The sequence below is a fragment of the Streptomyces sp. NPDC028305 genome (genome assembly GCF_055569495.1).
In genome coordinates this window covers 160718-173174 of record NZ_JBVHTN010000002.1, presented here as the reverse complement: position 1 = coordinate 173174, position 12457 = coordinate 160718, and the positions used below count along the sequence as shown (strand labels likewise).

The following is a 12457-nucleotide window of genomic DNA, read 5'->3' as shown; positions in this document are numbered from 1 at the left end:
GGCCACTTTTCCCCCGCCTTCAGCGCAATCTTCTGAAACAGCCGCCGCGGCACGGACGTTGTCCCTACCCTGACGTGGGCCTCGCATGATCGGCAGGCCCACGGGTGACCAGGAGGCGACGGGTCGCCACTGGTCGATCAGCGAGGGGGAAAGAAATGACCCTACGGCAAAGACGTCTCAGACGCTCGGCGCGTTCCGCGACCCTGGTCGCGGTCACGCTCACGCTCGCCTCGGGCGTGGCCGTGTCACTGCCGCCGGCCACCGCCCGGGCGGCCGACGCCACCGAGGTGGTCATACCGTCGCCCGACGCCTACGACGATCGGGCCGAGACGCTGCTGTCCACCGGCGACACCGGTGTGCTGCACCAGGAGCAGGGCTCCAAGAGCTATCTGTGGACGAATACGTATAACCGGCAGACCATTCCCGTGAAGGCGCTGGACGGCGTGTCACGCGAGTCGATCTTCTCCCACCACGACCAGAGCAACCGCGTCGCCTACGCCACCACCGACGCGGACGGCGCGACCACGATCACTCTGCTCAACGTCGACCAGAACACCAAGTCCACCCTGAGACTGCCGGACGGCTACGCGCACCCCCAGGTGTACGGCGGGTTCGTCCTCGCCACCCGGACTCTGGAGGACGGCACATACGAACTGCGGGTGCTGCGGCCCCGCGCCGGGGACACGCCCTACGACGTGCAGGTGCAGCTGCCCGCGGGCGCCACCGCCGAGTCCGAGCCGGTGGTGCTCGGCGGCGAGAGCACCTCGCTCCTCATCCGCTACCGCACCGGCTCCACCCACGGCTACGGCATCCTCAACGGCATCACCGGCGCGGTCGCCCCGCTGCCGGTCACCGGCGAGGCGAGCAGCTTCCGCCTCACGCGCGACACGGTGACCTGGTTCAGCCGCCAGGACGAGCAGGGGGTGCGGGTGCTGCCGCGCGACGGCAGTACGACGACACCGCGGGTCGTCCCGCTCACACCGCGGTCCCCCGACAGCGAGATCACCGCCTACACGGTGGGCCGGAACGTGCTGTGGCACGAAGGGGACCGCGGGCCGCTGCGGCTGACGCCGATCGACGGGGCGGAGACCTCACGCGTCCTGCTCACCGATATCGAACAAGGTCTCCAGGGGTCCAACAGCACGCTCACCGCCCTGGGCCGCGACGCGGACGGCACGCGCGCCATCCACCGGTTCACCGTGGACGGCAGCGGGCTCGTATTCGATCAGCAGCTGCGCGTGGTGGCGCCGGTCACGGTGGCCTACGGCTCGATCCAGGCGCTCGGCCTGGACCGGGGAACCGTCCGCTACGTCAACGCGCTTCAGGAGACACAGCGGCTGCACGGCAAGGACATCGGCACCGCGCTGGACCCGGCCGCCGGGGACGATCTGCCCGTGTACGGCGACTCCGCACCGGGGCGGTTCGCCGACGGTGGCGACGAGGGGCTGGCCCGGCTGGTGGCGGACCCGGACAACGGCGGCAAGGACGTGCTGGTGACGGGTGACGACCCGGACCGGCCCGTCGACCGGCTGCCGCTGCCCGGCGCGGACGGCCGGATCCTGGACATCTCCCCCGAGTACGTCCTCTACGAGTCGCAGGGCCCGCTGAAGCGGCAGTACGTCATCGACATCGTCCGCGACCGGATCGTCCGGGAACAGGCCGCGCAGGCCGCGGCCCTGGACTACGCCACCCTCTGGACGCCGTCCCCGGACCGGCCCGGCACCGTGATCGCCACCGATCTGCGGACCGGAAACCAGACCGACACCGTGTCGCTCGGCGCGTCGTGCACACCTGAGGAGCTCCAGACCAACGGCACGCTTCTCTACTGGAGCTGCCCCGAACAGGACCAGGCCGGCGTCCAGGACCCGGACACCGGGACCGCCTACCCCGCCCCGGCCACCGGAGCCCTCCTCGGTGACGGTTTCATCGCCGACCACAACACCGTCGACGGCACGCTCGGCCTGACCGGCCTCAACGAGGACGGGACCACCACCGATCTGGGCACCGTCCTCGGGATGAAGCCCACCTCCGCCGCCGACAGCCGGGGCGTCACCTGGGCGGTGGACCGCCGCGCGGGCAAGCTCGCCTATGTGGACAGGGCGGAGACCGTTCACGTCTTCGCGCCCCAGCACGGCGTCTCCGCGCTCTCCGTACCCGACCGCAGCGTCCCCGCCACCTGGGACCGCGGCGCGGAAACGGCCTCCTGGAACGCCCAGTGGTGGCTCTCCAAGCCGGCCACGTCCTGGAAACTGACGCTGCACAACGACGACACCGACACCGAGGTGCGCACCTGGACCGGCACGTCGGCCGCGAGCACCGTCAAGGTCGCCTGGGACGGCACCACCGCCGAGGGCCCCGCCGCGCCCGACGGCGCCTACACCTGGACCCTCACCGCCGCCCCCGCCGACGGTCAGGGTGACCCGGCCACCGTCTCCGGAGCGCTCACCGTCACCGGTTCCTGACGCCGGACGACGTCGGGGCGGCGGAACGCGGCTACGGGCTACTCGAACCGGGCCGTGTCGCCCGCCCCTCGGCGTACGATCTCGGCTTCGCCGCTGGAGAAGTCGATGACCGTGGTCGGCTCGGTGCCGCAGTCTCCCGAGTCGACCACGGCGTCCACCACATGGTCGAGCCGGTCCTTGATCTCCCAGCCCTGCGTCATCGGCTCGTCCTCACCGGGCAGCAGCAACGTACTGGAGAGCAGCGGCTCACCGAGTTCGGCGAGCAGGGCCTGGGCCACGGCATGGTCGGGAATCCGCACGCCGACCGTCTTCTTCTTCGGGTGCGGCAACTGGCGCGGTACGTCCTTCGTCGCGGGGAGAATGAAGGTGTAGCTGCCGGGCGTCGCCGCTTTGATCGCACGGAACACGTCTTTGTCGATATGCACGAACTGACCCAGCTGAGCGAAATTCTGGCACACCAGGGTGAAGTGGTGACGGTCGTCGAGGTTCCGGATCGACCGGATCCGACCGATACCGTCACGGTTGCCCATTTGGCATCCCAGCGCGAAACAGGAGTCCGTCGGATAGGCGATGAGCTCGCCGGAGCGGATCCTGTCGACCACATTGCCGATGGTGCGCTGCTGGGGGTTTTCGGGGTGCACGTCGAAATACTTCGCCATCCACCGAGCCTACGCCATCGCGATCAGCATGCTGTTCCGCGGCGCCCATCGCTTCTTTTCCATTCGAATATCATGGCGTGAAATCGAAAGCCCTGATCACCGATATGCCCGATTACGTCGCGACGAAGCCACTTTCACCCTGGAGGTTCGCGTCCATGGCCGGTGCCGCAGTCACCTCGCTCTCCGCCCTCAAGTCCGCCTACCGGACCCATGGTTGGTGTGAACCCCCGTACCGGTTCAGCGGCGAGGCCGTCGAACCGATACGGGACCGCGTACTGGCCATGAGCCGGGAGCGCAGGCCCGAGGTCGTACACGAGCAGGACAGCGGGATCGCCCGCGCCATTCACGGCTGTCACGCCTTCGACGAGGTGTGCGCGGCCCTCGTCCGCCTGCCGTACCTGGTCGCGCTGGCCGAGGAGTTCCTCGGCGGGCCCGCGTACGTCTACCAGTTCAAGGTCAACCTGAAGCAGGCGCACGAGGGGGCCGCCTGGCCGTGGCACCAGGACTTCGCGTTCTGGCACGAGGAGGACGGCATGCCGCGTCCGGACGCCGTGAACATCGCCATCTCCCTGGACGACGTCCACGAGGGCAATGGCCCGCTCATGGCCATACCCGGGTCGCACCGGCTCGGTCTGCTCGACCTCCCCGAGGGCCGGGCGGAGAACGGCGCGGAATCCGACTGGCGTACGCATGTGTCGGCGGATCTCGCCTACACCGTGAACGGCCACCGGGCCGAGAGCCTGATCCGCGAGAAGGGACGGAAGCTGTTCCTGGGCCCGCAGGGCTCCCTTCAGGTGTTCCACCCCAGCGTCGTCCATTCTTCGACGAACAATCCGTCACCGGACCGCCGCGCGTTACTCCTCATCACCTACAACGCCGTCGACAACGCCCCGGCGCATCCGACCCGTCCCGCCTTCCTGGTCTCCAGGGACACGACGCCCGTCGTGAGTCGGGCCGATGAGCGCCTCGGCCTCGTGGCGGTATGAGGCGCCGGCTCAGCGCTTCGCGTCGTGTCCCTCGTAGCTGGAGCGAGTCTCGCCGGCGTCACCCCGTCGGGCAAGCTGCCGGTGCAGATCCCGCGAACGCCCGGCGGCCGGCCCGGGACCTATCTGCACGCCCCGTTGGGCGGCAACAGCCAGGGCGTCAGCAATTCGACCCGACTCCGGCCTACCCCTTCGGCCACGGCCTGTCGTACACCACCTTCGCGTATGACGACCTGCCCGTGAGCTCCGAGGAGATGGTCACCGACGGCGAGGTGGAGATCAGCTGCGTCGTCCGTAACACCGGCGACCGCGCGGGCGCCGAGGTCGTACAGCTCTACACCGCCGACCCGGTGGCCCGGCTCCCCCGCCCCGTGACCCAGTTGACGGGCTGCTCACGCCTCCACCTCACCGGACCGGTCCGCCAGGTCGGCCACGACCGAGTCCTGCGGACACCGGCACATATCGGCTGAGCCCACAGCGGCGGCATCAAGCGGGCCGCACCGCAACGACGGTCACCAGGCGACCGGACCGAGGCGGTCGATGAAGGTCCCGGTCGGCCCGTCGGCGTCGAGCGTCGCGAGCCTGACGATCGAGTCGGTGCCCTCGGTGACGGTGAGCTGGCCGGTGTGGTGGTTCATATCGGTGGCGGCGAACTTACGGTTGGCGACTTCTCCGGGGGTGGCGACGTTGAACTTGATCTCCGGGAGCGCCTGGGCATACCGGACGGTAATCATGTTCAGCGCCGCTTTCGACGAGCTGTAGGCGAGCTCGTGCATCTTCGAGACCGGCTGGTCCGGATCGGTCACGACCGCGAAGGAGCCGCCACCGCTGGACACCATCACCACCCGCGGCTGCTCCGCCGCCCGCAGCAGCGGCAGGAACGCATGCGTCACCCGGATCGGGCCGTAGACGTTGGTGTCGTAGACGGAATGGATTTCGTCGGCCGTCGCGTCCGCGGGCGCGACGATGTGTCCGGGCGCGCCCGCGTTGTTGATGAGCACATCCAGGCGGTCGGTGTGCTCGTGGACGAGCCGTACCGCGTCGGCCACCGACTCGTCCGAGGTCACGTCCAGCGGGACCATGACCACGTTCACGCCACCGGCGGTCAGTTTGTCGGCGGCCTCCCGTCCTCGGCTCTCGTCACGCGAGCCGAGAAACACCGTCCAGCCCAGTTCGCCGAGGCGCCGGGCCGCTTCGAAACCGAGTCCCTTGTTGCCTCCGGTGATCAACACCGAGGTCTGCTGCGAGTTCGTCATGCCCACCGGACACCACTCCTCCCTCGGCTGTGACATGGTGTGATCGGCTTCACAGTGATGTGCGACTGCGGCTTCCGTCGCGCTGCGGTGGCGTGGAAGACCGCGACGCGGGCTCGGACTTCACCAGCCACAGGCCGGTGAACACGGCGCCGGCCATCGTGACGGCGCCGGCCGCGACGAAGGCGCTGTTGAGGCCGGCCTCGAACGACGCGCCGTCCGCTTCCCGGGTGCGGACGATGGCTCCGAGCACCGCCACACCGAGCACCGCACCGATCTGCCGGGTGGTGCTGCTGATGCCCGACGCGAGGCCGCCCTCCTGCGGGCTGACCGCCTGGATGGCAGCGCCGGTCAGCGGGGACATGGTCAGAGCGAAACCGATGCCGACAATCGCCAGCCGCCACCACACATTCCCGTAGCCGGTGTCCGCGTGCACGGAGCCCAGGGCCAGCAGCCCAAGCCCGGCCAGGGCCAGACCGGTGGTGACCACGATCCGGAAGCCGTACTTCGCGGCCAACCGGCCCGCATACGGGCTGACGATCACCATGGCGAGGGAGGCGGGCAGGGTCTCCAGGCCGGCGAGCAGAACCGAGCTGCCCTGGACGTACACGAAGAACTGGGAGAAGAAGAAGGAGGAACCCATGAGCGCGAAACCCACCACGACCATGGCCGTGTTGGACACCGTGAACAGTCGCTGCCGGAACAGCCGCAGCGGCAGCATCGGCGTCGAACTACGTCCTTCGACGGCGACGAAGACGGCGAGGATCACCACCGCGGCGGCGAAGCTGCCCAGGATCACCGGCGAGGTCCAGCCGAGGGAACCGCCCTCGATCAGCCCGTAGGCCAGCGCCCCGACTCCCAGGACGGACAGGACCGTCCCCGGGATGTCGATCGCCGGCGCGTCCGGATTGCGGGACTCGCCCAGGACGCGCAGACCGGCCAGCAGCAGGACCGCGCCGATCGGCGCGTTGACGAGGAAGATGGCGGGCCAGCCGAAGGCATCCACCAGAATGCCGCCTGCCAACGGCCCGGCGGCCAGGCCGATTCCGCTGAATCCGGCCCACAGCCCGATCGCCTTGACTCGTTCCTGCGGAACGGGGTAGGCGGCGGCGAGCAGGGCCAGCGAGGCGGGGCTCAGCGCCGCGGCCCCGATGCCCTGCGCCACCCGTCCCACGATCAGCCACCCGATCGACGGTGCGGCGGCGCACATCCCGGACGCGACGGTGAACACCACGACGCCGGCCAGGAACACCCGCTTGCGGCCGAAGCGGTCGGCGAACACACCGCCGGACAGCAACAGCATGGCGACCAGCAGCACATAGGCGTCGACGATCCATTGCAGACCGTTCAACTGGGTGTGCAATCGCAGCTGCATATCGGGCAGCGCCGCGCCCACGATGGTGCTGTCGAGCAGCACCATGAACTGCCCCAGGCAGGCCACTGTCAGCAACGCCGCCCGGCTCGATCGAATCCTCAAGGCCACAGTTGTTCCCCTCCGATGGTGCGGGTGCACCCCGGGAAGATAGTTCCATAATCCCGAACTGTCGAACGTTGGGATACCGTGGAGGCATGCGACCGCTACCCCAGCCCGCACGCGAGTCATTGACCCTCGCGCCGCTGCTGCACGCACTCGGCGATCCGGTGCGCCTGGAATTGGCGCGGCGGGCCCTGGGTCATCCCGAGTCGACCTGTTCCGCGCTCGCCGACGGCCTGGACGTGCCGGTGTCGACGCTGTCCAACCACTGGCGGATCATGCGCGAGGCCGGGCTGATCAGCATGACCGTCGACGGCAGACACCGGCGGATCCGGCTCCGCGCCGACGATCTGGGCGACCGCTTCCCCGGCCTGCTCGATCCGATCCTGCGCCTCGCCGCGGCCGAGTCGCCGAAGCCGCCTCTGACGGAGTGATCTGCCTCACATGCTGTCACAATGACCGAACACGCGGTGTCTTGAGGCCGAACCCCGAAGAGACCGAGGAGACACCGTGACTGGCAACACCGAAGTGGTCGTGATCGGCGGCGGATACGCCGGCGTCCTGGCGGCCAATCGCCTGACGCAGCGCGACGACGTGGCAGTGACGCTGATCAACCCGCGTTCGACCTTTGTCGAGCGGGTTCGCCTGCACCAGGTGGTGGGCGGGTCCCACGCGGCGGTCGTCGACTACCGGGAGGTCCTGCACGAGCGCGTCCTGCTGGTGGTCGACACCGTGACGCGGATCGACGCCCCCGGGCGCGGTGTGACGATGGCGAGCGGCGGCGCGGTCGGCTACGACTACCTGATCTACGCGGTGGGCAGTGGCAGCGCCGACCCGGGCGTGCCCGGAGCGGCCGAGTTCGGCTACCCGGTCGCCACCCTGGAGGAGGCGCAGCGGCTGCGGACGGCCGTCGACGCCGCGCCCGCGACGGCCGCGGTGGCGGTGGTGGGCGCCGGTTCGACCGGTATCGAGACCGCCGCCGAACTGGCCGAACACGGCCGCCGGGTGACCCTGGTGTGCGGCGGGGCGCTGGGCCCGTATCTGCATCCGCGGGTTCGGCGCTCGGTGGCCAGGCGGCTGGCCAAGCTCGGTGTGACCGTGCTCGAAGGCCCCAACACCAAGGTGACCGCGGTGACCCGCGACACCGTGCGGCTCAGCGGCGGCCACACGCTGCCGAGCGCGGTGACCGTCTGGACCGCCGGGTTCGGCGTGCCGGACCTGGCCAAGCACAGCGGGCTGAGCACCGACGCCGCCGGCCGCCTGCTCACCGACGAAACGTTGACGAGCGTGGACGACGTACGCATCGTCGCGGCCGGGGATTCGGCGGCACCGTCGGACCTGCCGCTGCGCATGAGCTGCCAGACCGCGCGTCCGCTGGGAGCGCACGCCGCCGACACCGTGCTGGCCCGGATCGCGGATGCGCGGCCCGCAGCCATCAACGTGGGCGTCTTCGGCCAGTGCATCGCCCTGGGCCGTCGCGCCGCCACCGTACAGCTCTCCTCCAAGGACGACACCGCCAACAAGTACTCCATCGGCGGGCGCCTCGCCGCAGGGATCAAGGAGCGCGCCTGCAAGGGCGTCGTCAAGGAACTGGCGGACGAGGCGCGCAAGCCCGGTTCGTTCACCTGGCAGTTCAAGGACGACAAGCGCCACCAGGTGCTGCGGACCAAGCGCGGCCAGGCGTCGGCCACCGCTGGACAGGCCGGCTAGGCCACGCGTCGGCGGCCGGCCACCGAGTACATTCGAGGAGAGAAAGGATCTTGCTGTGGATGCACGCTTGACGGCCTCCGGCACCCCAGGACGGGACATGAGCGACCACGCCGCCGGTCCGGCGACCGAGGCGTTCGTCACCCATCGCAACCTGCTCTTCACCGTCGCCTACGAGATGCTCGGCTCGGCGGCCGACGCCGAGGACGTCCTCCAGGAGACCTGGCTGCGCTGGGTCGACGTCGACCAGGACCAGGTACTCGACCAGCGCGCCTACCTGGTCCGCATCACCACCCGGCAGTCACTCAACCGACTGCGCACCATGAAACGCCGCAAGGAGGCATACGTCGGCCCCTGGCTGCCCGAGCCGTTGCTCACCACGCCGGACGTGGCCGACGACGTCGAACTCGCCGAGAGCGTGTCGATGGCGCTCATGCTCGTCCTCGAAACCCTGTCGCCGACCGAGCGCGCCGTCTTCGTCCTGCGCGAGGCCTTCGGCATCGGTTACGACGAGATCGCGGCCGCCGTCGACAAGAGCCCCGCCGCCGTCCGCCAGATCGCCCACCGCGCCCGCCGGCACATCGACGCCCGCCGCCCCCGCGCGGTGGTCTCCGCGAGCCGGACCCGGGCGGCTCTGGAGGCGTTCCGGCAGGCACTGGAAACCAGGGACCTCCAGGGGCTGCTCGACGTGCTCGCACCCGAGATCGTCGTCGTCAACGACGGCGGTGGCATCAAGCAGGCCGCGCTGCGACCGGTCATCGGCGCCGAGAAGGTGATCCGTTTCCTGACCGGCGGCCTCGGCAGGACCACTGCCACGGTCACCGTCGGTCCGACCACGGTCAACGGCAACCCGGGGCTCGTCTTCCGCCTGGACGGCGAGATCGACGGCGTCATGGCGGCCCGCGTCGAGGACGACCGCATCACCGGCCTCTACTACGTCCGCAACCCCGAGAAACTGACCCGCGTCGAATCCGAGACGCCGCTCACCCTGCGATGAACAGAGGCCGTCAGCCGCACACGGCAACCCTCAGGAAGCGGCCCTGCATCGCAGGGAAGCGATGCCCTGGTCCAGGGCGGCCTCGAGATGTGTCAGACGACCCGTCGACATGAAGATCAACACTCCGCCCTGGATGCCGGCCAGAAGCGCCGCCGCGCTGTTGTCGGTGTCCAGATCGGCGTCCACCTCACCGATGTCCTGCATGTGCCGGATGCCCGCGGCCAACTCGTGTTGCCACTTCTCGAGCAGCTCCGTGGCCACGGCCTGCGCGCCTTCCGTGGCCGACCCGGCCTGCGAGATCGCCACATGGAGCGGACAGTCCCTGCCCTGCTCGCGATAGCGGGAGACCACTTTGTCGCGCCAGTCCTGCCAGGCGGGCCATGACGTGAGGGTGGAGAGCTCCGGCTGCTGGTCGCTGATCACTCGGGCCGCCTCGTGACGGGCCACGGCCAGCAGCAGTTCCTCCTTCCCGCCGGGGAAGTAGTGGAACAGCTGGCTCTTGCTGGTCGCCGTACACGCTATGACGTCGTCGAGGGTCATGGCGAACACGCCGTGCCGCCGGATCGCCGAGGCGGTGCCTTCGATGATGCGCTGCTTCGTAGCGGCGCCCTTGCGCGTCAACGGCACAAGACCCTCCCGGTGTCGAACTTTCTGCGGTTTCTCCGGTGGCGGAAGGGACCCTACATGTGTGTTCAGGGAATCAGCAGCAGTTTCCCGGTGGTCCGGCGGGACTCGAGGTCCGCGTGTGCCCGCGCGGCTTCCGAGAGGGCATAGCGGGCTCCGATGCGTGGGGTGACCTGGCCCTTCCTGACCATGTCGAAAACCTCGGAGCTTCGCTCGACCAGGGCTTCCCGGGTGGGAACGTGGTGGTGCACGACCGGATAGGTCAGCAGAATGCTCTTCGGCAGATCGGTCACGGAGATCGACGGGATCCCCATGAAGGGTCCGTAATAGGCGTGCACACCGTGCAGCCGTAGGGACAGCTGCGAAGACCGGAACGTGGCGGTGCCGCCCCCGTCGTACACCACGTGCGCGCCCTCGCCGCCCGTCAGCTCCCTCACCCGGTCCTCGAAGCCGTCCCCGGCCGACACCAGGACGTGGTCGGCGCCGGCCTCCTCGGCCACCGCCACCTTCTCCTCCCGGGAGACCAGGCCGATCACCTGGCCGCCCCGAGCCTTGATCATCTGCGTCAGCAGCAGACCCACCCCACCGGCCGCGGCGTGCACAACGGCCGTGTCCCCGGGCTTGATCGCGTACGTCTCGGTGGTGAAGTGATTCGCGGTCAGTCCCTGCATCATTACGGCGGCCGCGGTCTCGTCCGGCACGTCGTCCGGGACCTTCACCAGCGAGTCCACGGGAATGGCCAGCACATCCGCATAGCTGCCCACGTGGTAGAACCAGGCCACCCGGTCGCCGACGGCCAGATCGTCGACCCCGGCACCGACCGCGGTCACGTACCCCATGCCCTCGACACCCAAAATCGTCGGAGCCGCCCAGCCCGGGCCGCCCACCGACCGGGCGCCCACGTCCATGTAATTGACCCCTGCGGCACCGAGCCGGACCAGCGCTTCACCGGGGCCGGGCACCGGATCGGGAAATTCGGTCCAGGTCATGACCTCCGGGCCGCCGTGGTTCTGGATGTGGATCGCGTGCATGGGGATTGCCTCTCCGTGAGCAGTCGCCGAGCCCCACCTTGGGCGTCGACGTTGTGCACCGTAGAGATCCAAAAATGGACCAGCAAGTCCAGAATCTTGGCAAGATCCTGCCCGGGCGGGTCCCGGCCAAGTTTCAGCAGTGGGCGGATGCCCCGGTGGCCGCCGCACTGCGGTGAAACAGTCCTGCGCCTTAGGGTTGAACGTGGAGTTCAGCATGCTCGGGAAGGAGAGGCCGAACAATGCCTTCAGGATCCAGCCGCAAGCGGGAACGCCAGTACGAGCACATCAAGGAGAGCCAGGAAGAGCGTGGTACGCCCACCTCCCGGGCCAAGGAGATCGCCGCTCGTACCGTCAACAAGGAACGTGCCCGAGCCGGCGAGGCGAAGACCGCCAGCAGGACCTCCACGCGGGACCCGAAGTCCGCGCCGGAGCGGGGCGGACAGCGGTCGCACAGCGGAGCCAGGGGCCCCACGCGTGACCAGCTGTACAACGAGGCCAAGCACCGCGGCATCGAGGGCCGCTCCCATATGAACAAGGAGCAGTTGGCGAAGGCGCTCGGCCGCTGACACGCGGCTAGCCAAACCCCTCCGGACGCCGTCCCCGCGCGGCAATCTGCCCCAGGCGTTCGTCCACGCCCAGATACTGGAATCGGCGGCCCGCCTCGCCGTCCACCCGTATGGGCTCGCATGAGGTGGTGCCCGTGGGGAAGGGCGGTTGGGTGAGGAGCGCGCGTGATGCATGACGACGGCGAAGCGTCGGGGCATGACGGCCGTGAGCAACCGTCCGGTCGCGTCGAGACCCGGGAGGAGCGGGCCGACCGCAGGTGGGCCGAGCTGCTCCAGGAAGTGCGAGTGACGCAGACGGGCATGCAGATTCTGTTCGCCTTCCTGCTCACGGTCGCCTTCACCCCGCGCTTTCAGAGCCTGGGACACTCGGATCGGACCATCTACGTCGTGACCGTCCTGCTGGGCGCGGCGGCCACCGGAGCGTTGATCGCACCGGTCTCCTTGCACCGGATCGTCACCGGGCGCCGGCTGAAGCCGGAGACGGTCCATGTGGCGGCGCGCTTCACCGTGGCCGGACTCGTGCTGCTGCTGTGCACCGTGGAGTCGGCGCTGCTGCTGATCCTGCGCGTCGTCGTGTCCGATGTGACCGCGTTCTGGCTGGCGGCCGTGGCCCTGGTGTGGTTCGTGAGCTGCTGGTTCGTACCCGCGGTCTGGCTTTTCCACCGCTCGCGCAAGGAGCGGCGCTGATGCCGCGGTACGCG

The 12457-nt window shown here is 69.3% G+C and carries 13 protein-coding genes; 8 read left to right on the top strand and 5 right to left on the bottom strand.

What is annotated here, in order from left to right; genetic code table 11:
* Window positions 1-155 precede the first annotated feature (155 nt).
* Window positions 156-2462: a FlgD immunoglobulin-like domain containing protein gene (locus ACZ4WQ_RS07665; protein WP_398374111.1), complete on the top strand. Its 2307-nt coding sequence runs from the start codon at window positions 156-158 to the stop codon at window positions 2460-2462.
* A gap of 38 nt (window positions 2463-2500) precedes the next feature.
* Here the strand turns inward: ACZ4WQ_RS07665 and ACZ4WQ_RS07660 are convergent, their stop codons facing one another.
* The gene (locus tag ACZ4WQ_RS07660) at window positions 2501-3121 is read right to left on the bottom strand and encodes an L-threonylcarbamoyladenylate synthase (RefSeq protein WP_311721988.1); all 621 of its coding nucleotides are present in this window, start codon (window positions 3119-3121) and stop codon (window positions 2501-2503) included.
* Between the two features lie 155 nt (window positions 3122-3276).
* Here ACZ4WQ_RS07660 and ACZ4WQ_RS07655 point away from each other — a divergent pair, with 155 nt between their 5' ends.
* Window positions 3277-4107: a phytanoyl-CoA dioxygenase family protein gene (locus ACZ4WQ_RS07655; RefSeq protein WP_398374110.1), complete on the top strand. Its 831-nt coding sequence runs from the start codon at window positions 3277-3279 to the stop codon at window positions 4105-4107.
* Window positions 4108-4343: 236 nt separating this feature from the next.
* Complete coding sequence (locus ACZ4WQ_RS07650; protein WP_385340167.1) at window positions 4344-4574, top strand: fibronectin type III-like domain-contianing protein; 231 nt, start codon at window positions 4344-4346, stop codon at window positions 4572-4574.
* Window positions 4575-4616: 42 nt separating this feature from the next.
* Here the strand turns inward: ACZ4WQ_RS07650 and ACZ4WQ_RS07645 are convergent, their stop codons facing one another.
* Together ACZ4WQ_RS07645 and ACZ4WQ_RS07640 are read right to left on the bottom strand one after the other, a co-directional pair.
* Window positions 4617-5360 carry an SDR family oxidoreductase gene (locus ACZ4WQ_RS07645; RefSeq protein WP_385340169.1) on the bottom strand — a complete coding sequence of 248 codons (744 nt, stop codon included), beginning with the start codon at window positions 5358-5360 and terminating at the stop codon, window positions 4617-4619.
* Between the two features lie 49 nt (window positions 5361-5409).
* Window positions 5410-6840 (bottom strand): DHA2 family efflux MFS transporter permease subunit, encoded by a 1431-nt coding sequence (locus ACZ4WQ_RS07640; RefSeq protein ID WP_398374109.1) that lies wholly within the window; start codon window positions 6838-6840, stop codon window positions 5410-5412.
* An 86-nt stretch (window positions 6841-6926) separates the two neighbouring features.
* Here ACZ4WQ_RS07640 and ACZ4WQ_RS07635 point away from each other — a divergent pair, with 86 nt between their 5' ends.
* From ACZ4WQ_RS07635 to ACZ4WQ_RS07625, 3 genes are all read left to right on the top strand, one after another.
* The gene (locus ACZ4WQ_RS07635; RefSeq protein WP_361182361.1) at window positions 6927-7265 is read left to right on the top strand and encodes an ArsR/SmtB family transcription factor; all 339 of its coding nucleotides are present in this window, start codon (window positions 6927-6929) and stop codon (window positions 7263-7265) included.
* Window positions 7266-7341: 76 nt separating this feature from the next.
* A complete protein-coding gene (locus tag ACZ4WQ_RS07630; protein ID WP_398374108.1) occupies window positions 7342-8541 on the top strand; it encodes an NAD(P)/FAD-dependent oxidoreductase in 1200 nt (399 codons plus the stop codon).
* Window positions 8542-8638: 97 nt separating this feature from the next.
* Window positions 8639-9535, top strand: coding sequence for an RNA polymerase sigma-70 factor (locus ACZ4WQ_RS07625; RefSeq protein ID WP_311721980.1), 897 nt, complete (start codon window positions 8639-8641; stop codon window positions 9533-9535).
* 30 nt (window positions 9536-9565) lie between these two features.
* Here ACZ4WQ_RS07625 and ACZ4WQ_RS07620 read toward each other — a convergent pair whose 3' ends face one another.
* Window positions 9566-10162: a TetR/AcrR family transcriptional regulator gene (locus ACZ4WQ_RS07620; protein ID WP_385340177.1), complete on the bottom strand. Its 597-nt coding sequence runs from the start codon at window positions 10160-10162 to the stop codon at window positions 9566-9568.
* 65 nt (window positions 10163-10227) lie between these two features.
* Window positions 10228-11190: a quinone oxidoreductase family protein gene (locus ACZ4WQ_RS07615; protein ID WP_385340179.1), complete on the bottom strand. Its 963-nt coding sequence runs from the start codon at window positions 11188-11190 to the stop codon at window positions 10228-10230.
* Between the two features lie 239 nt (window positions 11191-11429).
* Between ACZ4WQ_RS07615 and ACZ4WQ_RS07610 the strand changes: the two genes are divergently transcribed.
* Both ACZ4WQ_RS07610 and ACZ4WQ_RS07605 read left to right on the top strand, forming a co-directional pair.
* Window positions 11430-11756, top strand: a complete 327-nt coding sequence (locus ACZ4WQ_RS07610; protein WP_385340181.1) for a plasmid stabilization protein — start codon at window positions 11430-11432, stop codon at window positions 11754-11756.
* Between the two features lie 168 nt (window positions 11757-11924).
* On the top strand, window positions 11925-12443 hold the full coding sequence (locus tag ACZ4WQ_RS07605; RefSeq protein WP_398374107.1) for a DUF6328 family protein: 519 nt from the start codon (window positions 11925-11927) through the stop codon (window positions 12441-12443).
* Window positions 12444-12457: the final 14 nt, after the last annotated feature.